23 protein-coding genes are annotated in these 21,300 nt (G+C 63.4%); 13 read left to right on the plus strand and 10 right to left on the minus strand.

Annotation, left to right across the window (positions count from 1 at the left end; genetic code table 11):
* Positions 1-217 precede the first annotated feature (217 nt).
* The 7 genes from WDU96_RS06015 to WDU96_RS06045 all read left to right on the plus strand — a co-directional run bounded on the left by WDU96_RS06015 (position 218) and on the right by WDU96_RS06045 (position 7,828).
* The gene (locus tag WDU96_RS06015) at positions 218-787 is read left to right on the plus strand and encodes a hypothetical protein (protein ID WP_337337560.1); all 570 of its coding nucleotides are present in this window, start codon (positions 218-220) and stop codon (positions 785-787) included.
* 1,222 nt (positions 788-2,009) lie between these two features.
* The gene (locus WDU96_RS06020) at positions 2,010-2,390 is read left to right on the plus strand and encodes a hypothetical protein (protein WP_337337561.1); all 381 of its coding nucleotides are present in this window, start codon (positions 2,010-2,012) and stop codon (positions 2,388-2,390) included.
* A gap of 162 nt (positions 2,391-2,552) precedes the next feature.
* Entirely contained in the window at positions 2,553-3,548 is a 996-nt protein-coding gene (locus WDU96_RS06025) for a toll/interleukin-1 receptor domain-containing protein (RefSeq protein ID WP_337337562.1), read from the plus strand.
* 90 nt (positions 3,549-3,638) lie between these two features.
* Positions 3,639-3,773 (plus strand): hypothetical protein, encoded by a 135-nt coding sequence (locus WDU96_RS06030; RefSeq protein ID WP_337337563.1) that lies wholly within the window; start codon positions 3,639-3,641, stop codon positions 3,771-3,773.
* Positions 3,737-4,243 (plus strand): hypothetical protein, encoded by a 507-nt coding sequence (locus tag WDU96_RS06035; RefSeq protein WP_337337564.1) that lies wholly within the window; start codon positions 3,737-3,739, stop codon positions 4,241-4,243. Before WDU96_RS06030 ends, WDU96_RS06035 begins: the two co-directional genes overlap by 37 nt.
* Entirely contained in the window at positions 4,243-5,754 is a 1,512-nt protein-coding gene (locus tag WDU96_RS06040) for a hypothetical protein (RefSeq protein WP_337337565.1), read from the plus strand. Before WDU96_RS06035 ends, WDU96_RS06040 begins: the two co-directional genes overlap by 1 nt.
* A gap of 847 nt (positions 5,755-6,601) precedes the next feature.
* A complete protein-coding gene (locus tag WDU96_RS06045; RefSeq protein WP_337337566.1) occupies positions 6,602-7,828 on the plus strand; it encodes a hypothetical protein in 1,227 nt (408 codons plus the stop codon).
* A 544-nt stretch (positions 7,829-8,372) separates the two neighbouring features.
* On the opposite strand, the gene WDU96_RS06050 is transcribed toward WDU96_RS06045, so the two are convergent.
* The 4 genes from WDU96_RS06050 to WDU96_RS06065 are packed head-to-tail and all read right to left on the minus strand — an operon-like array spanning position 8,373 to position 11,023.
* Positions 8,373-8,564 carry a hypothetical protein gene (locus tag WDU96_RS06050; protein ID WP_337337567.1) on the minus strand — a complete coding sequence of 64 codons (192 nt, stop codon included), beginning with the start codon at positions 8,562-8,564 and terminating at the stop codon, positions 8,373-8,375.
* Positions 8,565-8,610: 46 nt separating this feature from the next.
* The gene (locus tag WDU96_RS06055; RefSeq protein ID WP_337337568.1) at positions 8,611-9,726 is read right to left on the minus strand and encodes a hypothetical protein; all 1,116 of its coding nucleotides are present in this window, start codon (positions 9,724-9,726) and stop codon (positions 8,611-8,613) included.
* A complete protein-coding gene (locus tag WDU96_RS06060; RefSeq protein WP_337337569.1) occupies positions 9,726-10,520 on the minus strand; it encodes a pyridoxal phosphate-dependent decarboxylase family protein in 795 nt (264 codons plus the stop codon). The genes WDU96_RS06055 and WDU96_RS06060 overlap by 1 nt, the downstream gene beginning before the upstream one ends.
* A 23-nt stretch (positions 10,521-10,543) precedes the next feature.
* A complete protein-coding gene (locus tag WDU96_RS06065; protein ID WP_337337570.1) occupies positions 10,544-11,023 on the minus strand; it encodes a pyridoxal-dependent decarboxylase in 480 nt (159 codons plus the stop codon).
* Between the two features lie 436 nt (positions 11,024-11,459).
* Between WDU96_RS06065 and WDU96_RS06070 the strand changes: the two genes are divergently transcribed.
* Positions 11,460-12,863 (plus strand): HNH endonuclease signature motif containing protein, encoded by a 1,404-nt coding sequence (locus WDU96_RS06070; protein WP_337337571.1) that lies wholly within the window; start codon positions 11,460-11,462, stop codon positions 12,861-12,863.
* A 183-nt stretch (positions 12,864-13,046) separates the two neighbouring features.
* Positions 13,047-14,288, plus strand: coding sequence for an ice-binding family protein (locus WDU96_RS06075; protein ID WP_337337572.1), 1,242 nt, complete (start codon positions 13,047-13,049; stop codon positions 14,286-14,288).
* A 132-nt stretch (positions 14,289-14,420) separates the two neighbouring features.
* Here the strand turns inward: WDU96_RS06075 and WDU96_RS06080 are convergent, their stop codons facing one another.
* On the minus strand, positions 14,421-14,657 hold the full coding sequence (locus WDU96_RS06080) for a hypothetical protein (protein WP_337337573.1): 237 nt from the start codon (positions 14,655-14,657) through the stop codon (positions 14,421-14,423).
* Positions 14,658-14,941: 284 nt separating this feature from the next.
* Here WDU96_RS06080 and WDU96_RS06085 point away from each other — a divergent pair, with 284 nt between their 5' ends.
* From WDU96_RS06085 to budA, 4 genes are all read left to right on the plus strand, one after another.
* Positions 14,942-17,053, plus strand: coding sequence for a glucose PTS transporter subunit IIA (locus WDU96_RS06085; RefSeq protein ID WP_337337574.1), 2,112 nt, complete (start codon positions 14,942-14,944; stop codon positions 17,051-17,053).
* Between the two features lie 83 nt (positions 17,054-17,136).
* Entirely contained in the window at positions 17,137-17,379 is a 243-nt protein-coding gene (locus tag WDU96_RS06090; protein ID WP_337337575.1) for a toxin-antitoxin system YwqK family antitoxin, read from the plus strand.
* A 71-nt stretch (positions 17,380-17,450) separates the two neighbouring features.
* The gene (locus WDU96_RS06095; RefSeq protein ID WP_337337576.1) at positions 17,451-18,923 is read left to right on the plus strand and encodes a DUF1254 domain-containing protein; all 1,473 of its coding nucleotides are present in this window, start codon (positions 17,451-17,453) and stop codon (positions 18,921-18,923) included.
* A 47-nt stretch (positions 18,924-18,970) separates the two neighbouring features.
* Entirely contained in the window at positions 18,971-19,687 is a 717-nt protein-coding gene (gene budA, locus WDU96_RS06100; protein ID WP_337337577.1) for an acetolactate decarboxylase, read from the plus strand.
* A 6-nt stretch (positions 19,688-19,693) separates the two neighbouring features.
* On the opposite strand, the gene WDU96_RS06105 is transcribed toward budA, so the two are convergent.
* From WDU96_RS06105 to WDU96_RS06125, 5 genes are all read right to left on the minus strand, one after another.
* The gene (locus WDU96_RS06105; protein ID WP_337337578.1) at positions 19,694-20,023 is read right to left on the minus strand and encodes a helix-turn-helix transcriptional regulator; all 330 of its coding nucleotides are present in this window, start codon (positions 20,021-20,023) and stop codon (positions 19,694-19,696) included.
* A gap of 26 nt (positions 20,024-20,049) precedes the next feature.
* Positions 20,050-20,214, minus strand: coding sequence for a hypothetical protein (locus tag WDU96_RS06110; RefSeq protein ID WP_337337579.1), 165 nt, complete (start codon positions 20,212-20,214; stop codon positions 20,050-20,052).
* Positions 20,211-20,504 carry a hypothetical protein gene (locus WDU96_RS06115; protein ID WP_337337580.1) on the minus strand — a complete coding sequence of 98 codons (294 nt, stop codon included), beginning with the start codon at positions 20,502-20,504 and terminating at the stop codon, positions 20,211-20,213. Before WDU96_RS06115 ends, WDU96_RS06110 begins: the two co-directional genes overlap by 4 nt.
* A gap of 62 nt (positions 20,505-20,566) precedes the next feature.
* Entirely contained in the window at positions 20,567-20,833 is a 267-nt protein-coding gene (locus tag WDU96_RS06120; RefSeq protein WP_337337581.1) for a hypothetical protein, read from the minus strand.
* A complete protein-coding gene (locus tag WDU96_RS06125) occupies positions 20,830-21,153 on the minus strand; it encodes a DUF7882 family protein (RefSeq protein WP_337337582.1) in 324 nt (107 codons plus the stop codon). Before WDU96_RS06125 ends, WDU96_RS06120 begins: the two co-directional genes overlap by 4 nt.
* Between the last annotated feature and the right edge of the window lie 147 nt (positions 21,154-21,300).

Genomic DNA, 21,300 nt, shown 5'->3' on the forward strand with positions numbered 1-21,300 from the left:
GGCGCGAGCGGAGATGCGGCGGGCGGCGCGGGTGCGGGGCTTGGGACGGGCATGTAGGGGCGTTCGGTTGGCGGGCACTCAGCGGGCAGGAGCTCGGTCGGGCTTTTCGGGCGTGGCATGAGCCTGGCGTCGCGCTCTCTCGCTGGACTCCTCGCCGGGCCCGTTGAACGACCGGCATTCGGTCGTGAGTCGGTTGGCGCCAGTACGCTGTAGCGCAATGATCCTTCAACCCCACACAACGATCGCCTCGCTGCTCGGGGTCGCGACCGCGGGTGTGGGGACGCTTTACATTTCCCTGATCACGACGTTCGACCACTCGCACGAGCAAGAGGCTGTGCGACAGAACATCTTCGTGGTTCTTCTCCCCACATGGCCGATCATCGGCGTTGCACTCCTCGCGGTGATGCTGTTTGTTGCAACCGTCGTGTTCTCCGTCCGTGCGCTTCCATCTCCTCGTTCCGAATGGAAAAGACAATCGAGTCGTCCCGCTGCGCCGGATGCCTCCGTCGCAACCGCTGTGCAGAGTTCCCCGGTGCCCGGTCCAGAGGTGGCTCGCGTCATCCGCTCGCCCTTCTGGACCGATTTCGACGGGCTACGCGCTCACCGGCAGATTCCGGACACGCGACGAAAAGTCACGTGGATTTCGAACGGTATTCACGCGGGGTGGTTGCTTGGAACGCCCAGGGGAACTTGGGACGTTGTTGACCACGAGGACGTGTCGGTAGGTGTGGCCACCACAGTTGAAGAGGGACTAGGGATGCTGAAGCAGCACCTTTTCTTGAACTAACGCCACCGGCAAGTACGCCAATTGGTTCGCCGCACTCGGTGCCGGCCACCCGGAGCCGATTTGCGGACGTTGGTGCCCCACGATTCCGAGGCGTGGATCTAGAGTTTCCGTATGTCGCTTTCATCTGACATCGACGATCTCTTCAACCAAGCTCAGCGCAACAGGTGATGCCTCGGGAGGACGGACCAGACCTTCGTTTCGTAACCATCAATGAAAACTTCGCTGCGTTCCGAGAAGCATTGCGACTGATAGCGGAGAGGATCGCGATGGCGCTTGACACGTGTGCGCACTACTTCCACTATGGGCCCCGGGACGGGACAGTCGATTCGACCTCCTTCGCGCCTGACCTGGTCGAGAACCCCGAGTCGTTTCCCGGCGGTGCGTACGTACTTCGGGCTAAACCTGAGCGCTCCACCAAGAGGCGCCTCGGTGCACATCCAATTTTCGATGCGCAATACGACTGGAAGTGAGACCTGAGACGACCGGCTTGCGGACGGTCGCGCATTGCATGGACCGAACGTTTGAGACGATGCTCCAATTGCCTGGTCAAATCGGACCTTCCGAGAATCGGCAAACGACGGCAGCGCCAATCGCGGGAGTAAAACACTCGACCGCTCGCAGAAGGGACTCCGACTAGTGGCCGCTCAGCGCTCCCGCTCAACTCAAGAACTCGATCCTCTGCTCTCCGAACAAATTGAATGGTTGGAGTCATCCGCCAAGCTCTTCGACACGGGCAAGAAGTACGAAGCCGAGCGACTCGCAGTCACCATTCGTGTCCTGCCCGACGACACGTTGATGTCGTGATGCTTGCTCAGCCAGCTCGACCTGCCGGATCGTCAGTTCGCGTTGAGCGCCGATTGACGTAGCCGTGTACTTCAGGGACTGGCCGCGCGCGGTTCTCCCGCGCCCGTTCTGCAAGAAGAATCCCAATCCTCCTCCCTGCTCAGTGGGCTTGCATCTTGCACTGTCGTCACCCTTCCTGAGTTCCAGTTCGACGTCGCCCTTCGGAGCGCCGCCTAACGGTTTATAGACGCCGGTCTGCCAACCGTCAGACCCTCTGACCCGGCGTCCACGGGCCCGTCCAGGGAAACGAGAAGCACCAGGACAATCGACAAGCAGGCGCTGGTCGCCGCAGTCGCGAAGTACCGCGCTGACACTGCGAAGGCAGTGCATTTTCACGACCCGGAGCGCACCAATTCGGCCAACATGTGCCGCTGACGCTGTGGCGGTCCAGGCGCGCGAACTGAGTATCGTGCAGAAGCTGCTCGAATCGGGCCGCCTGCTGGCGGAGGTCATACGCGGCGCAAGCGCGGAGCGCCTCGCCTCTATCGCCGCGAACGCCGAGGTTCTGCCCGAGGCTCTCCGGTCGGACGACCCCGCATCGGTGGTCAAGGGCGTCGATGAGCGGGTGTTCGAGGCACTGGTCGAGGTCGGCCACTCCAATTCGGTCATCGCTCGGGATGCTCAGGCGCAGTTCGACGAGCAGGCCGCATGGCGCGAGGTCATCAAGGACACGATCAAGGGCCGGGAGACTGGCGTGGGTCTCATTGCGCTGTTCAACGCAGACGGCGAGGGCTTCGATGCGCTCATGACGTCGAACTGACCGGTGGCGAACGCGGACACTGGCGAGGCGGTGCGGAAGCTCGACCGCGTGTTCAACGTCTGTGCTCCGCAGACAGTCTGATCGACACGCCGGAGCAACCTCGCGGTCCCCGGTACAAAGCGACGAGCCCTCGGATACCTTCACAGGTCCGAGGGCTTCATCGTGGCCAGTGCGCTCCGCGCGCCTTCCGCGACCTCGTGGCGCAAAGGTGCCCTCAAATGCCGCCCCGGCTCTCCCGAGGTTAGGGATGACCCCACGGCAGGCCAGGAAGAGGGATCCTTGCCCGATAGGGTCTCCCTTGTGAAGGTATTCATCAGTTGGTCAGGTCCTCGAAGCAAGCTTCTCGCGGAAGCTCTTCGGGAGTGGATTCACGATGTCATTCAGAGCGTCGACTGCTTCTGCTCGACCGAGGACATCCGCGCTGGGCAGCGCTGGAACAACGAGGTCAACTCTTGGCTCGCCGACACCGATTTCGGAGTGCTCTGCGTGACACCCGAGAACATGAAAGCGCCGTGGCTCAACTTCGAAGCAGGAGCGCTAGCCAAGCGGATCAATGATGACGCTCGGGTTGTGCCAGTAACCCTTGGATTCGCGCCGTCTGCGTTGGAGGAGCCGCTAAAACAGTTCAACGGTGTTGTCGCGGACAAGGCCGGGATCGTCGGGCTGATGAAGTCCATCGCGGACGTGGCCAACCCGAGCATGGATCTCGAACGAGCCGTCGAGAGGTGGTGGTCAGACCTGGAAGCGAAGCTTGCAGAGATACCGGCTAGCGACGAAGAGGTCTCTACGCCTGAACCTCCGGACGTGTCGGAGATGTTCACGGACATCATGTCCTCAATCCGAGGCTTGGCGGGTGACGTTCGTCACGCTTACCCGACTACCGAGCGCAACTCCTCTGTTGAGTTCCGAGCGGCCGCTCGACAGCTCGCTCACAACGACCGGCTTCGTGAGGACGTGGCTGCCGGGAACCCGGGTGCGATTCGTCACCTCCGCGAACGAGCACGCGAGGAGGCAGCCGACTCCCGACGGGCGGCCACCATGGCACGCGAGAATCGCCAACGTAAAGCACTCCTCATGGAGGATTGGGAGGCGGACGCCGCCGCTGATGAAGCCGCCGCCGCAGCGGCGGAAGCGCGCGCGGAGAACGTCGATGGCTAGGAGGCGGTTTCCAGTGGGAACGCACTCCCGGCATTGGCTGCCGTGTCGCGATGCGCGGACGCATGATGAGAATTCGCTAATGTACGGAGTATGACCCGAATCGAAGGGGAGTCGGCTCAGGCCAAGGGCGCTGACGGTGCCCAGCGCGCCAAGCGATGGCTGGAGTCCACCACGCGCGTCAACGCGCAGTGGGTGAATCCCAACCCTCCCGCCGCGCCAAGCTGACCTTCGCCTGGCCGCACGGCGGACAGAACTTCTCGTTTGACCTTGGTGGCACACTTAAATACGGCGAGTACGACGGCCACGAGTTCTTTGCCGAGTCGAAGAACTACGCCGAACCGAGCGACCTGCCGAAGCACTACTCGAAATTCCTCGCACAGTGCTACGTGGCATACGACAAGATGCCTTCTCGCGCGGACCACTTCATGTGGATCGCATGGAGCCCCCACTCCATCACGGACTGGCCGAAGCTGACCACCTCGGACTACGTTCGAACTCACGTCCTCAAGCACCGTGAGCGGGTGTTCGGGACCGACGACGAGGCCAAAGCAGCCGCCCTGGTGAACGAGGACGTGGTGTCGGCAGTGGCGAGCAGACTGTGGCTGGTCGTGCTCTCGACCAAGCAGGAGACACTCGTCATCTCGAAGGAGCACCGGAGCGTCATCGAGGCATACGAGACCAAGAAGGGGGAGTGATGGCCGACGTGTCCGCTTACGCCGCCCTCATCCACGACGGCTTGTTCGACCCGTCGCCCAGCGAGTCCATCCTCCGCGTCAAGGACGCAGTGGCCAAGGAACTGACGGCGCTCGACTCGACCGCTCGCGTGAAGCGAACCGATTACTTCAACCATACGTTCGCGCCCGACTTCGTCATGACCTGGCCGGACGCGAGGAGCCGCCGGGTGTATCTCCGGATGGCCTACGACCTCGAAGCACTCGTGGAAGACGTGGCTCTCATCGACTCGACAGACCCGTTAATCTTCGGTCTCACGGAGGCGGAATCCATCGAGGCAAAGCCTCACGTGGAGCAAGCGATCGCAGGCAGCGACGCGATGTTCACCGAGGCCGCTGCGCTGGAGAAGCTGATCGACCGCAAGAAGGCCGATTCGACCGCCAACATGCTGAGCAACGCGCTCGCGCAGGGTGGTCGAGGCTCGTTCGTCGGCGATGAGGCAGTCGAATTGGCTGATGTAGTCCAGCGTGGGTTCACATCGGCTGCACTGGTTGATACCGACGGCACCGCCGAGGCAGTCGAGACTATCAGCGACCGACTCCAGGGACAGCAGGCGTGGCGCATGAACCGGGTGCTACAGGCGGTGTGGGAAGGGAGCGAGGGGTCTCTCACGACCTTCCCCGGGAAGGCGGACGTCTCCGGTCGGCTGAATACCGAGTCGCTGAGCTACCTCGTCAAGTACATGCGGACCGATGACCGCGACTTCTGGCGACGAGTCGGTCGCGGGCTCACCATAGCGGACTTGGAGAGCCTCGACTTTGCAGATGCCGAGGCCAACATCGAGAGCCTGATTCAAGCGAACCTCGATGTCATTTCCGCTCGAGCCACCATCGTCAAGCCGGACCCGCTCGGGCTCGACGAGGCCGTAACCGGTGCGCGCTTCCGCTGGAGCAAGCGAGGTCGTCACATCACGTTCGAAGCCCCGAAGCTGTTCGCGGTGATCGGGAGCGCGAAGACGAACCTCAGCGGCGTAGACGAGGAAGCGGCGGCGGTTTCCGTGGACGCGTTCATCGACCGCGCGAAGGATACGGACTTGGTGGAAGTCAGTATCCACTCCGGTCCTGACCACATCAGTGTCAAGAACGACGAGGGCGCGATCAGCACGGAGCGGCTACGCGGGGTGTCGGAAACGTTCGGCGGCTCCACCGAGGTGGCGCAGGTGATCGTGGGGTCCCGCACCGGGCGCGTGACGGTTGATCTGCCCGAGCGGTCGGGAACCGGCAAGACACAGAGCAAAGTGCGTATGGCCGACCTGCTTGTGACGACCATCCCGCTCGTGGTCGACGTGCCTGACGACGTTCGCGAAGGCATTGCGGAGTTCCTGAGGTACGAGGACGACAACGGTCGAACCCGGCTCGAGACGCTCGCTCTGGATGAGCTACCCGAGGTAGACCCTACGATTCCGCTTCTCGCAGTGGAGGCTCTCGTGGAGAACGGCACGTTGGTCGACCCGGAGTCCTCCACCCCCGAGTAGGTGCCAGCAGCGACGGGAATCCCGACTGCAAGCCTCCCGACGAATCAAATACATCTGCGTTCGCCGAAGCGCTGCATCGCAAGAATGCACGCTCACCACGCGCATTGCGCGCAAAGCGATCCTCGGGGATCCCCAGTGAAGAGTCGGTCGAGCGGACTGTCGGGAGCAGCGATCAGTTTTTGAACTTCCAGGGCAGTCGGTTCCGGTAGTCTCCGAGGTCTGGGCAACAAACTGGGGAGATTAGATGCGCGACTGGTGGAAGGCCGTTCTGATACTTGTCGCTCTTTCCATTGCTTTGGCACTTGTAGCGGTCGTCGTGATCGAGCTGGTCAAAGACCCCTTCGAAGCCGCGGTGCGGCGCGTCGGCATCCTTGGCGAATCCTGGCCATTCCCGTACTTGCCGCGATCCGTCGTGTGGTGGTGTTGCATCGCGATTGTTTGCGCCCTCGGCTTCGCGTATGGAATCGCGAGACTTGTGGAAGCCAAACGAGAATCGTCGAACCGACTTTTCGTTCCAGCGGCACCCGGTACGTCACCGAAAGACGCCTGGTCGTCCCTACGTGACGCCGAGCTGCTTCAGAGAGCGGTGATTGAGCCTGAAGCAAGATTTGCGCGGATCACAGAGAGCGTCGAGGCATATACGCGTTCGCTAAAGATTCGGACGACATTCCTCATCAGCCCCCGTGGCTTGCCCAGGGGACGGAGCGTGCCGATCCCGATGGTTCTCAGTGCAAAGGGCCGTTTGGAAAGTGGCTTAGCGTTCATCGATTCCGCAGGAGTTCGGGTCTCGTCGATGAATAGAGCGGAGACTCTCAAGCATCTCGCGGGCTGCATCAAACGTCTGTATATGGCCGCGAATCCGCTCGGAGCGTTGGCGTACGGATCGCCAGATGACGTCGAAAGCCTCGCGGCTCGCGTCTGGCGGCTTATAGCCAACGATCATGGCCCCGCCGATGACCCTGCAATGACTGCCCGGATGAATGAGGAAGCAGAGTTGCTCTACTTCCTCCTTCTCGATTCGCGCGGCGCCAACCAGCAGCGAATGTTTGAACTCTGCAGTCTGATCGGCGAACTCGTGTGGAACTATCCGATCTGCGTTCGACTGGAACGACATTCAAGTGGTAAGTCCAAGTCCGTCCGGCTGACTGTCGAGAGGCGCGTAGTCCCGGAGCTCTTCGGTTCGGGGTCTGTTGCGTTGGAGACGGATGGCGCGTTGTCCGAGAGCGGAGACACCAGCGGTGGGAAAATAACTAATGCCGCGAGCCTCGTCACGCTCGGTCTCCGCTTGCTCGATGCCATACGTCGATTTGCGGGAGTGCCGGCGAGTGTGATCACACACGACCTCACAAACGCGTCCCGCGCCGCGAGCTATCATCTGCAGATCGCTGGCCCTCCAGGGTACTACGCGGCGCGGCTTCGGCTTCTCGACGTTCTCGGGCGTCGAATTGAGCCCGCCGCGATCGACGCTGTCGAGTCCGATTCCGCGATTCTCCGCGGGCAGCGGCATGCACACCTCTATCTGAGAGGCGCGTCTGGCGCTCGCGATGCCAAACTTGAGGCTGGCTACTATGAGCGCACACCTGGCTCTATGGCGGTTGCGACCGCGGCCGCGCTGGCCACACTCGTCGTTACTGGGATCATCGCTGCAGCTCAGGTGAGCGCGGCACTCGCGGCCTGTGACAGCTTGGTAGGGAGCGCCGCCGACCAGTGTCTGCGCCTCTCGCCCGCGAATACGGGAGCTAGTGAAGGACTCCTTCAGATCTTGCTCACCTTCCCCATTGCTCTGGTGGCGATGTCCGCGCGACGCAACGATGCGGTTTGGGGTGGGGTGCTGGTCGCTCGGGTGACCAATGCCGCGGTGGTCTTCTTGACCCTGTGCGCGCTCGCCCTTTCGGTATTCGCGGGCGCTCTAACGCCCGCAGGCCTCTCGGTCGCCTGGATAGTTGTCACGGGTCTCATGACGGTCGTACTGGGAAGCGCCGGGACCTCATGGATATTGCGCAGCCTGATCCATATCCGATATGTGAGAAACGCAGGGCCTAAGCGCGCTATCAGCCCAGCGGGAGTAGAGTGACGGCCATGAGTGGCACAGATCTGGAGGCACGCGCTTTGCCTACCCCAGTTGTCAAGGGCGTGAGCCCCTCCACTGGCACGCAATCTCGTGCTGACAAGAGGGTGCGTAAATCCCCCTCGAAGTTGAAGTGGCGCGGGAAAACGACCTGGATGGTTCGGGGGACTCAAGAATCGTATGTGCCCGGTCTCCCTGATGGTGTGCGGATAGCCGACCTCGAGCCTGGAGAAATTCGGGCCGCACTCGACCTGCGGCTCCTTAGCCGCCCCCTCCTCACCGACGGGCAATGGCGCGCAGCAACTACCGTCGACCCAAGAGCGGCGGCAGCGAGCGCCATCGTCCTCCTTAAGCGAATTGAGACGCATAAACGTCTTCAGCGCGCCAAAACTCGCGAAACCGACTGATTGCAGCTCGCCTTGGCTCAACTCCGAGCCACGCATAGCCCGCGACGGGCTGGGAGGAGTATAGATTCCTCGCGCACAGAGCGGCCTTCATCACCGGGTTCGATATCGCGGAAGTTTGCCAGTCGCTCGCCCGCCACCAGAGCTCACGCATATTCGGAGCGCTCACGGCTGCCTCGCGCGAGCGTGGCCACTGACCTCACCGCGAAGAAAAGCACGCCTGCTCTGCTCACCAGCTCATCGTCGCTGGCCCCTAGACCAGCGATCGCCTCGGCGGCCGGAGCTGGACCGATCGCCTTCTGCAGCGCAGACAGCACCCCAGCGGGCCCGCGTCCCACCGGGCCCGGTTGAGGATCCTGACCGGGCTGTTCATGGCAAGCGGCGCTAGCCGGTGGCAGTGTTCCGCGATGCCCACTCGATCGTCCGAGATATGAAATCACACCCTGCAACTCGCAGTTCTGTGTTCTCCGCGCCCAGCACGTCGCGAAACGGCTGCCCGAGCTCGCCGGCTAGTAGAGCTCTGTTGGTGACCGATCCCGGCATGTCGCCGTATCCATAGGCATGCAACAAGATGCTGACAACCTCCGCAATCTCCCAGCCGGTTGCCGCAGGCGGGGCAGCCGGAGACTGCGAGCGAAACGGGTCCGGAACGGTGAGTGCGCGGAGTGCGAGCAGCGCGCGGGTTGTGGCTGCGTCCGTATTGCCGCTGTCCGTCATGAGCTCGTAGGCCGCAGCCAAGCCATCGAGCAGTCGTTCTCGTTGAGACCGGAGGTTGTGGAGCGCCCGTGCATGCCAGGCGAGAACGGCCGCGATGAAGGCGAATCCGATCGTGACCGTCACTTCAAAGACCCAGCTGTCTTGGCCGCGATACAGAGCGAGCGACATCGCGCTGAGCGTCGCCGCGAGTAGTGACGCGGTCCAGGTCAGCTGGCTCCAGTGCGCTTGATACGGTCGCGGTTTGGGAGAGGCAGACAGCAATGGCGGCACGGATGCCGAGCTCGCGGCGCTGAGCAACATACCCACGAAGCCGAGCATGAAAGCCGTCAGTTTGGTCGACACGAGGGATTCAACCGAGGAAAATGACGCCTCAGATGTCACGGTGATGATTGCGGCCACGCCCGCTGACAGGACCACCGCCCACGCAAGCGAAGTAAACACCCACCACGCGGGGGTGGCGCCTCGCCTCATTCGGGATGTCAACCGCCTGTAGGTTCCCGCGCGCAACTGCGCAGTCCCGGCAGCGGCGGCAATCGCGCCGCCGAGTGCGGCTAGAACGGTGAGGGCTGAACTCGCGACGGGGTGCTGGAGGAGTGCGGCAAAAACGCCCGCCGCGGAGGCGACAACCGTCGCGCCTCCGAACCACCACCAGTTTCGCCGCCGTCGAAGGCGCACGAGCCGCCGCGCAGCACGCGAGCCGAGGTCGTCCCCGGTCGGGGTGATCGTGAGCTCAGAAGCCACTCGCCATAGGTCGGGCTTCGGTGCAGTCGTAATAATACGCATCAATCGCGAGCGTAAGCCATGGGGGCGACATGCGCGCCTACGCCCGGCATGACAGCGCGCGCTGCGGAGCCAAGCACGTCTCTCGTCCCTTGCGCCGGCAGATCGGCACCGCACGTAGACGGGCATCTGGCAAGCGACGCCCGGATAGCGATCCTCGTGCAAGTCACCGCGCCCGGCAGCGCCGCGATGCGCACGGCGAGCTCGCGTGCGCGGAGGGCCATCTGGTCAACGAGCTCAGCAACTCCTCGCCGGCCGAGGGAGCGCAGCACAGCCCAGACGGGCACGCCTCGCGCGCGGCGTGACATCTCGGGCACGAAGTCGAAAGGCTGGCCGAGACCGTCGTTGAAGTCGTCGATGTGCGGCCCGTGCATGGCCATCGCTGCGCGGTGCGCCCGCTCGTCCCGCACGATGATCAGGCCGCAGTCGTAGGGCGCGTTGAGTGTCTTGTGGGCGTCGGTCGTCCACGAGTCGGCAAGTTCTACCCCGGCTACGAGATGCCGTAGTGAGGGTGACGCCGCCTGCCAGAGTCCGATTGCTCCATCAACGTGCACCCACGCGCCGTAGCGGTGCGCGATCGGGATGAGCTCGGCAAACGGGTCGCTGTCGCCGGAATGGATGTCGCCAGCCTGCAGCAGCACGAGCGTCGGCCGCGTCGGGTCAGCGGCGAGCGCCGCTTCTAGGGCGGCCGGGATCATGCGGCTCTGAGCATCGGCCGCGACGAGCTCGGGCTGCGGCAGTCCCGCGTAGCGCAGTGCGGCTCCGGGCGACAGATGCACCTCTTCGCCCGCGATCACCCAGCAAACCCTCTGTCCATGTCTCATCCGAGCCGCCCCAGCAGTTCGCCACGTGCGGCGGGGAACCCGACGAAGTTCGCCATCGTCGCGCCGCTCGCGAATCCTCCGGAAGAGCCAGCCGGCAGGCCGAGCAGGTCGAGGAGCCATCGGCCGGCGGTCCGCTCAGCGGCGGCCGTGGCCGGGGTGACGGCGCCCATGGCCGCATTCTGATCCCATGCCGAGACCAGCCAGTCCGCAGCCAGCGCGGCGGGATGCACCCCACCGATGATGAAGCCGAAGAACCGCCCCGAACCCATTCCTGTCAGCCCGGGCTCCATCCGCTCCGCGAGCAGGTCGATCGTCGTCGAGACGTCTTCCGGCTCGCCCGGAATCTCGCCGAGCGACGCCGCAATCGCCGTCTCGTCGAGGCGCGGAGGCAGCGGTCGAGTATGCAGTGAGCCAAGCCACTCCAACGCGTGGGTGTGCGCGGCGGCAAGAGCGCTCTGATAGTGGAAATCGCTCATGACCTCAGTTTCGGACGCCCGAACCCGAACCTCATGCGGAAAGGCCCGTTGGGGCCGTGTTTGCACAGCGCGCACGGTTTGGGGAGAGGGGTATGTGCCGTGGTCGCTGACACTCGCGTCGACGCGCAACGCGTCCGCCACAGGGGCCACAGCGGCCACAGGTGGGGTGGGGCTCGAGCGGTTGCAGGACTCCAAAGATGCCCTGGAGCCGTACCCTCTGGCGTGACAACAGCCTGCGGCCGTTGCCTCCTCGATGAGGTCGCCCCGGTGCGGTGGAAGTATGGGTAGGCCGCTCCATCACGGGTGGTGATTGTCTGGCAATGGTTGGCCATTGGCACGCGTCAGCGCTGCGCGCTGGGGCGCAGCATCCACCCTTCTCCACACTCGCCTTGCCGACATTCGAACAAATGTCCGAGGCCCCTGTCATCATTGAGGTATGTCCCGCACCGCTACTGCTCCCGCTGAGATAGCGTCCGAGCGCCTTGCTTCGGTGGTGCGTGACGTGGTCGATATTCGACGCCAGATTGCGGGGTTGCAGGCACGTGAGGCTCGTGCGCTCGCAGAGGCGGCGGCGATTGCAAAAGAGTGGGCGGATGCTGAAGCCTCCCAATCTGACGCAGACTTCGCGCACCGCAGTGTGGCGGCAGAACTGGCTGCCGCATTACGCGTATCTGACCGCACCGTGCAACGGCAACTCGGTGAATCAGCGCGCATGGTCGAGGTGTTTCCCGAGACGACCAGCGCGCTCGCCGCGGGGCGCATCTCGCTGGCCCACGCGAAGGCGATCGTTGAAGCAGGCGACCGCATCACCGAACCCGAGCTGATCGCGGAGTACGAGTCGAGCATTCTGCCCTACGCCGAAGCCGAGACCGTGACCCGACTGCGACCGGTCGCGAAGCGGCGTGCGCAGTGGTTTCTGAACGAGACGATCCGCGAACGACATGTTGCGGCCGCGACTTCTCGGGCCGTGCAGGTGCGTGATCTTGACGACGGCATGGCCGAGTTGCACGTGACTGCCCCCGCGGTCATCATCCACGGCATCCATGATCGTCTCACCCAGATGGCACGCGAGGTGTCGGATGCCGACGCGCAGGCGATAAACGACGCACGTGAAGCGGCGCGCGCTGCGAAGCGCGAAGGCCCTGCGGAAGATGCGCAACGCGCAGCTACTGACGAAGCGCAACGCGCAACCGCCCACGTGGCTGAGCTCCTCAACGCTCGTCGCAGCCTCGACGCGATTCGCGCCGACCTCCTGGCCGATCTGCTCCTCGCCTCCGACCCTGTTGCACACATCGGCACCCGCGACACGGGGCTCGCCAGCATTCGAGCCACCGTGCAAGTCACGGTTCCGGTGCTCACCCTGTTGGATTCACCCGTCGATGACCCGTTCGACTCGATCGCACTTGCCGGTCACGGGCCAATCGACCCAGACACCGCGCGCGAACTCGCGAGACACGCACCCGGATGGGACCGAATACTCACCCATCCGATCTCCGCCGCGGTTCTCGCCGTTGACCGATACCAACCAACGAAGAAAATGCGCAGACTCCTGGCGGTTCGTGACCAACACTGTCGATTCCCCGGATGTCGACAATCCACCGCGCGCAGCGATATCGACCACACCATCGACTGGGCGCACGGCGGAAAAACCGCTGTCTCGAACCTTGCGCATTTGTGCCGGCGTCACCACACCTTGAAACACCACACCCCGTGGACTGTCGTGCAAAAGCCGGGCGGAGTCATGGAATGGACCAGTCCCACTGGCCGTACCTATCCCGACCATTCCTCCAGCGGCGTGCACTTCGCCACCGATGCCGAATTCGACCCCGCACCTTTCTGACGGTGATTACCAGGCTCCACTCGGACGAAAATCCTTCCGAACACCAGCGTGCGGACAAGTTTGTGCGTCGATCAGGTTACAAAAGGGCCGGTCACGACCAATCGGTGATAGACATGCCCTAGGCGCATACGCTGTTGAAAAACGTTGACCTTGGATGCCCCTCCTATTAGGAAGGGATCGACCTTGTTCAAGGCATCCTCAAAAGTCCGTTTCTCCGCCGCCATTATTACCGCAGTATTCGCAGTGGCTCTCGTCCCGAGCACTGCCGCTTACGCCGAAGCCACAGAGCTCGACCTCGGCACCGCCTCACCATTCGGTGTTCTTGGCGCCTCAACTGTCACCAATACCGGTGACTCAGTCATCAACGGCAACCTCGGCGTGAGCCCAGGCACGTCGATCACCGGCTTTCCGCCAGGCATCATCAACGGTGATACCGAAGCAACCACCGCTGTGGCAACGCAGGCCCAATCCGACGCCCTCGTCGCATACAACAACGCAGCAAGTCAGACCCCCACACCGCTTGGCCTTGACGAACTCAGCGGCAAATCACTCGAACCGGGCGTCTACTCCGGCGGCGCTATCTCCCTGAACGGATCCCTCGTTCTTGAAGGCACCGCCGAATCGGTCTGGATCTTTCAAGCGGCATCAACCTTGCTCGCAGCATCCAATTCAGAGATCACCGTCACCGGCGGAGCGAGCGTCTGCAATGTGTTCTGGCAGGTGGGCAGCTCAGCAACAATCGGCACTAGCGCCACATTCGTCGGCACCGTACTTGCCTACACCTCGATCACCGCCAACACCGGCGCAACCATCGACGGACGCCTACTCGCGCTCACCGGTGCTGTCACTCTCGACGACAACCTGATCAGCGTCGACGAAACCTGCGACACCACCACTCCGGTCGAGACCGCGAGCCCCGCGATCACCTCTAGCGCACCCGCCGCGGGCGAAACCGGCACACCGTACTCGCACACGGTCACTGCCACGGGCACCCCTGCACCGACCTACAGCTCCAGCGGAACCCTTCCGACCGGCACCACTCTGGACTCGGCCACCGGCGTCATCTCGGGAACCCCCACGACCCCGGGAACCTTCGTGTTCACGATCACCGCCAGCAACGGGGCCACCCCAGACGCCATCGCGGAATACTCGGTCGCGATCTCGGCCGCTGCAACGCCGACCCCTACTGACGATGGCTCAGACGAGGGCACCGCATCGGAAGGCAACGGTACAACCGACGAGACCGCCACCGAGTCAACTGCGGCTGAGTCGACTGCGGTTACGTCAAGTGCGGCCTCCACGTCGGCGGCTTTGCTTGCCGAGTCTGGCCTCGATCCGAAGCCCAGCCTGCTCGCTGCCGGCGCATTGCTTCTTCTTGGCGCTGCGATGACGATCTCCGCGACGCGACGCAAGACCGCCCAGTAGATCTGCACCGCGAGGCTGGCCGGGCGCCCGTCACCACGTGAGCGGTAGCGGCAACGCCGGGATCAGCCCGCGACGGCTGGCTCTTCGGATTTAGACCCCGTCACCACGTGAGTCGCGACGGCAACGCCGGGGTCAGCCCTCGTCGTCGACTGGTTCCTCGGGATTTACGTCGTCGGCGGGCTCCTCGGGATCCACGAGCGGCGCACCCACAACCCCGATCCCGACTGCCTGGTGGCTGGGCTCGGGCTGGCTGGGAGTGTCAGCCTTGGGCTCCTCGCCGGGCTCCTTCGCAGTGCTGGGCTCTTGCAGGTCTTCGTCGGCCGGCATTTCGTCGGCGGCGGTCTTGTTGTCGCTGGACTCGGTAGACATGCGTTCTCCTCTGCTTGGGGCGGATCTGCGTGGCGCGAAATCTGCTTGGGGGCTAGCTCTGCTTGTGGGTAGACACCAGCATCCACTTGTTCTGATCGTTCAACAACAGGCTTGACCGCGCGGCCAAACCGGCCTAGGCGCACACCTCGGGCGAGAACATCCCTGTTCGCCGAACATTTCGTAGAGTTCCGTCGGCCAGAGCGATACGATCACGATCGATGCGGTATTGCTCTGCATTTCAGTCACCGCGCAGGTGGGAACCTGATCCATCGGAGGAGATCGACATGGCAGACAACACCGCAGCCGACATCGTCAAAGGCGTCGGCGGCTCGAGCAATATCGAGAGCCTCACCCACTGCGCGACACGGCTCAGATTTCAGCTCGTCGATGCAGGAAAAGTCGACCAGAACGCGATCGAAGCGGTTCCCGGGGTGATGGGGGCGGTGCCGCAGGCGGGCAACCGTTTTCAAGTCGTCATCGGTGGCGCCGTGCAGTCCGTCTACAACGACATCAAAGCGCTGCCCGACATCGACGGGGGAGCAGCACCATCCGGCGGCGGCGAAGACGACATCGCATCGATCAAAGAACGCGAACGCTCGAAGGGCGTGCGAGGCAAAGTCGCCTGGATCGACTCGTTCTTCGAGTTTCTCTCAGACTCGTTCCGCCCGGTGCTCGGCGCGCTGCTCGGCGCCTCGTTCTTCATCACCTTCATGGCCCTTATGGCCACGCTCGACGTCATTCCCGACTGGAACGCCCCCGGCGTGACCCTCGACCCGTCGTGGGCCTTCATCAACCTCATGTGGCAGTGTGTGTTCATCTTCTTGCCCCTGATGGTGGCCTACAACGCCTCGAAGAAGATCGGCGCAGACCCCTGGGTCGGCTTCGCCATCATGGCCGTGCTGATGCTTCCCGGCTTTCTCGCCCTCGGCGAAGGCGTCGAGCCGACAGTCGTATTCGGCGTCGACGTGACGATCGTCCCCATCTTCGGATTTCCGCTGACCGTCTTCGACTACAGCTCGCAGGTGTTCCCACCGTTGCTCATGGCTGCGGTGCTCGGCCTCGTTTACAAGGGCCTGCGCAAGATCATCACCCCCAACCTGCAGCTCATCTTCGTGCCGTTCCTGGCGATGTTGGTCATGATCCCGATGACCGCGTTCATCATCGGCCCGATCGGCGTCTACGCCGGTGCCGCGCTCGCCAACCTGCTCGCCGCGATCAACAGCTTCTCGCCGTTCATCTTCGCGATCGTCATTCCGCTCGCGTACCCGTTCATGGTGCCGCTCGGTCTGCACTGGCCGATCAACGCGGTCATGCTGCTCAACATCCAGACCCTCGGCTACGACTTCATCCAGGGGCCCATGGGCGCATGGAACTTCGCCTGCTTCGGGGCCACCGCCGGCGTGCTGGTGCTCGCCATTCGTCACCGCGACCACCAGATGAGGCAGACCTCCACCGGCGCCCTCGCAGCCGGTTTGCTCGGCGGAATCTCCGAACCGTCGCTGTACGGAATCCATCTGCGATTCAAGCGCATCTATCCACGCCTTCTTGTCGGATGCTTCGTGGGCGGTTTGATCATCGGTGTCGGCAGCCTCGTGCTCGGCCTCGAAAACGGCATCACCACGCAGGCATTCGTGTTCACCTCGCTGCTCACGATCCCAGCGTTCAACCCGATCGGCCTCTACGCGATCGCGATCTTCGGTGCGTTCTTCACATCGATGTTCCTGGTGATCGGCTCGAATTTCCGCACCCCCGAGCAGCAGGCCGAGTTCGAAGCAGCACGCGACGCTGCCGAGGCAGAAGCCGCGGCCGAGAAGGTATCGCCCGCATCGGTTGAGGCGGCTGAGCCCCGAGTGATCGACGCGTCGGATGCTGCACCAGCCGCCGCCGCAGCCACAGTCGCTCCGGCAACCGCGACGGCAACCGCGGTGGCTGAGCGCGTGGCCCTCGACATCGCCGCCCCGCTGGCGGGTCGTGTCGTGCCGCTCACCGAGGTTCCTGACCCCGTCTTCGCCGGTGGCGTGATGGGCCCGGGCGCTGCGATTGAGCCATCCGGCGACACCGTCTACTCGCCCGGAGCAGGAACCGTGGCTGCCGCCCAGCCCACCGGTCACGCGTTCGGCCTCGTGCTTGACGGTGGGCTCGAAGTGCTCATTCACGTGGGCATCGACACCGTCAACCTCAATGGCGAAGGGTTCGACGTCAAGGTGAAGAACGGCGACCGCATCGAACTGGGCACCCCGCTGGTGACCTTCGATCGATCGGTCATCGAGAAGGCCGGCTACTCGATGGTCACCCCCGTCATCGTGCTCAACGCCGACGACTTCGGCGAGGTCACCCCGGTCACCGAAGGCACCGTCGAGCCCGAAGCGTCGCTGATCACCGTTGATCCCAAGTAACACGCAAGAGATGCGGGCGGATGCTGGCACGTGCCGCAGCCGCCCGTAGTCTTGCCGCCCCGCCTGTCGGCGAGAATGACCATGTGAGCGATTCGAAGAAGACCGAGATCATCGACGGCTACACGATCAAATACCACGCCAACGGTGTGACGCGCTGGTCGAAGGGCAAGACAGAGAACGGCCAGCCCGCCGGCTATTGGGAGTGGTACCGCCTCGATGGCACGATCAAGCGATCAGGCCACTTCGAGGCCGGCGAGCCGGTCGGAGAGTGGACGACCTACGACCAGCAGGGCGAGGTCTACAAAGTCACGCAGCGCACCGGCTGAGATCGCACGCGAGAGCACTTTCACCCCAACAATGTGAGGAGCTGAAGCGTCGTCGCCGCTACGGTGAAACCATGAGCACCTCAGCAGACGTTCCTGCCGGCTACAACACCCCGATCCCGAGCAAGATCATGACGCCCGACCGCGTCGAAACCCGCATCGGCACTCTCGAGTTCACCGACGGTTTTCCCAGTGAAGAGACCGCCGCAAAGGTCTTCGATCAGCTCGACTTCGCGCGCGCCGTCGAAGTGTTCTTGCAGAGCATTCCGGCAGCATCCCTCGAGGGGCTTCGGGCAGGCCTCACTGATTTCGGGCTCGACGCTGCGAACAAGGTCGGTATCGCCGATCAGCTGCTCGATTCCACCCCGCTCTTTCTGACGGGCAACACCGACACGGTGTATGCGCTCGCGATGCTCGACCTGCACCGTGACGGCCCCACCGTCGTCGAGATCCCGCCGGGCTGCGGCCCTGGCACGGTCAACGACGCATGGTTCCGGTTCGTGACCGACATGGGCAAGCCCGGTCCTGACCGCGGCGCTGGCGGAAACTACCTGATCGTTCCTCCCGGCTACGAGGGCGAGATTCCCGACGGCTACCACGTGTCGCACTCGCGGAGCTACACCAACCTGCTGGCACTGCGCGGCTTTCTCGTCGACGGCAAGACCGACGCGGCGAAGGCGATGTTCGAAGATGGCGTCAAGATCTACCCGCTCAACGCGGAGGGTGCGCGCCCCGAGATGCAGTTCCTATCGATCTCGGGCAAGGCGTTCAACACCATCCACGCCAACGATCGCTCGTTCTACGAAGAAGTCGCTGACGTCATCACGCGCGAGCCGATCGAACTGATCGACCCCGAAACCCGCGGCCTGCTCGCCGCCATCGGCATCCACAAAGACCATCCCTTCGCACCCGATGAGCGCATGCTCGGTCTGCTCAGCGAGGCCGCCGCGGTCGGAAACGCGACCGCCCGTGCGATCTGTTTCAAGACCCGCGACCCGCGTGCCTACTACTACGAAGATCGCAAGTGGAAGACCGGCTTCGTCGGCGGCGACTACCGCTGGCTCGACAAAGACGGCCGCGGCGGGCGCAACATGGACGCCCGCACGCTGTTCTTCTACCAGGCCACGCTCAACACGCCCGCGATGGCCCTCGAGATGGTCGGCGTCGGCTCACAGTACGCGCTGTCGGAGCACGACTCCGCGGGCAACTATCTGCAGGGAGACAAGACATACCGACTCACCCTGCCCGCCGGCATTCCCGCACAGGACTTCTGGTCGGTCATCGCCTACGACCCGCAGACGCGTTCAGAACTGCAGACAGGCCAGGCGCTGCCCAGCCGCAGCAGCGAGAAAGACCGCGATGAGCTCGTCTACAACGAAGACGGCTCGATCGACCTGTACTTCGGCCCTGAGCAGCCCAGCGAGCACGGCGGAAACTGGATTCAGACGATTCCTTCGAAGAGCTGGTACGGCATTCTTCGTCTCTACGGCCCGCTCGAATCATGGTTCGACAAGAGCTGGATTCCGAACGACATCGAACAGATCTGATGCGCTGATTGCCTAGAGTGTTGGTCACACGAAACGACGGGTGACCAATGCTCAGGCACAAGGTTTTTCAAGCGAGTCTGTTGAGCGCATTGCTCGACGGCGTCTACGACGGCGATCTCACCGTGGGCGAGCTGCTCGAACACGGCGATTTCGGGCTCGGCACCTTCAACGGTCTCGATGGCGAAATGCTTGTGCTCGACGGCATCTGCTATCGACTTCGGGCCGATGGCACCGTGGGTGAAGTGGATGCTGCCGAGCTCACCCCGTTCGCAGTGATCACCCGGTTCGCGCCCGAGGTCACCCTGTCGATCGATCACACGATGACCAGGGACGAAGTCGTTGCGATGATCGAGTCGGCGGTGGGAACCGCGAACTACCTGTTCGCCGTGCGCGTGCGCGGGCGATTCGCCATGGTGCAAACCCGCACGGTGGTCAAGCAGACCAAGCCCTACGTCGGAATGCGCGAAGCCGTGCGTGATGTTCCCGCCCTGACGTTCGCCGACACCACCGGCACGGTGGCCGGTTTTCGCACTCCGCTGTATGAGCGCGGCATCAGCGTGCCCGGCGGGCACGTGCACTACGTCGACGATGCGCACACGCACGGTGGGCACGTGATCGATTTCACCATCGAGAACGGCACCGTCGAGATCTGTCGCGGCACCGATCTCGAGCTGCGTCTGCCGCTCACGGATGCTTTCAAGAACGCTCAGCTGAGCCCTGACGACCTTGACGAGCAGACGCGGGTCACCGAGAGCCCCGGCTGACGCCGATCACGCCGTGCGCGCGGTGTCTTCGGGTGCGGTGTCTTCGGGCCGGGTGTTGTCGGGCCCGGTGTCTTCGGACGATGCGTTCTTGGGCTGAACTTTGGTGCGTGGCCGCCCGCCCTTGCGGCTTCGCGCCTCGACGACGGGGGCGATCGCCTCGATCTCCGAGGCCATCCACACCACACCGCGCGCCAGGGGAGCGGGCAACACCGACGGCACTCCGCCCGTGGCGCCAGCGTCGCGGTGGGTGAGCCAGACGCGCACGGTCGACTCTGAGACGCCGAATCGAACAGCCACGTCGGCGACGGTCATGAGGTCAGGATGCTCGGCGGTCATGATCGGATGCTACCCGAGCGCATGCGTCAGCCGCCGCCTGGTGTCTGACGATTGATATAGCCCGCTCGAATCATCTGGCGCAGCAGCGCTTCTTCGAAGTCGTCGGCTTCATCCCAGAACTCTTCGTCGATGGAGACGCGGATGGGCCTGTCAGGTTCATCGGGAGCAAGACTCCCCGCAGAGCGCCTCATCGCGCCACGAGCGGTGGCAGGTGCGGGATCGGTGCGGGCTTGTTCGGCCCGCTGCTGCCCGATGCATTCAGTAGCGCATTCGCCGCACGCAGCACATCGTTGACCGAGTCATAGGTCTCGCGGTGCCGGGAGAACGCCACCCAGGTGATTTCGTACGGCCCTTCGCGCAATTGCTCGACGTATGCGATCAAGCATCCTGGATCATTCGGTGAAAGTGAGTGATCGCAGAGCCGCCAACTGCCCTCACCCAGCGGTTCGAGTCGAAGTTGGTGCACCGAGTGAGTTTTCATACGGACATAGTGCAGGTCATGTCACATATCCGTATGGGGGTTGACAGCAGTCAAACGGCAAGTTACACGTCAGTTTCCGACACGGTGCCCAGGCCATTCCACGCTTCTGTTTCGCCCTCTGGCTCGTGGTCGGGAACGGGAATCAACGCGAGGGGCACACCCGGGCTGATCGAGAGGTAAGCACTGTGGAACTCACCTTCGCCGTCGTTTACGACCAGCCAGTGATGACCCGTCGCCAGACCCGAGCGGATCTCTTGCTTCAGCGTCTCGATATCTCGGTTGCCGATGCTGAAACGTTCGCCGCCATAGACGATGTCGATCCTTTTCATGATTCCGCCCCCGTCGTCTCATCGCCGTTGGGTTCAGGCAGGAGGTAAAGGCCCGTCGGCGAGTTGGCGGTGAACGCGAGAGCGTCAACCCACCGCGCGTTCAGTGTCGGGCGCCGACTGCCGTAGTACTTGTAGACCAGAGAAGATTGCGCATGCATCCATACCGAGGTTCGGCCGTTTCCGAGACTGGTGTCGTCTTTCCATGTGAAGTGAAACGCCTCGCCTCTGCGCAGCTTGGTGCCGATCACCATCTGCAGGTGCGCCAGCGTGCGGTCGTCGAAGTCGACTTTCAGGTTTCCTTCATAGATGAACTTGCCCATGCGTTCCAGCGTCGCAGTCCTCGTAGACGCATCACACCCACTTGACAGAGATAGCGTGCGGGGTTATCGGCGCGCGAAAAAGGGCCCCGCGAACGGGCGCGAAAGAGGGGCCCCGCGAACGGGACCCCTCCTTCTGAAGAACTGCGG

The sequence above is a fragment of the Microbacterium marmarense genome (assembly GCF_037204165.1).
GTDB lineage: Bacteria > Actinomycetota > Actinomycetes > Actinomycetales > Microbacteriaceae > Microbacterium > Microbacterium marmarense.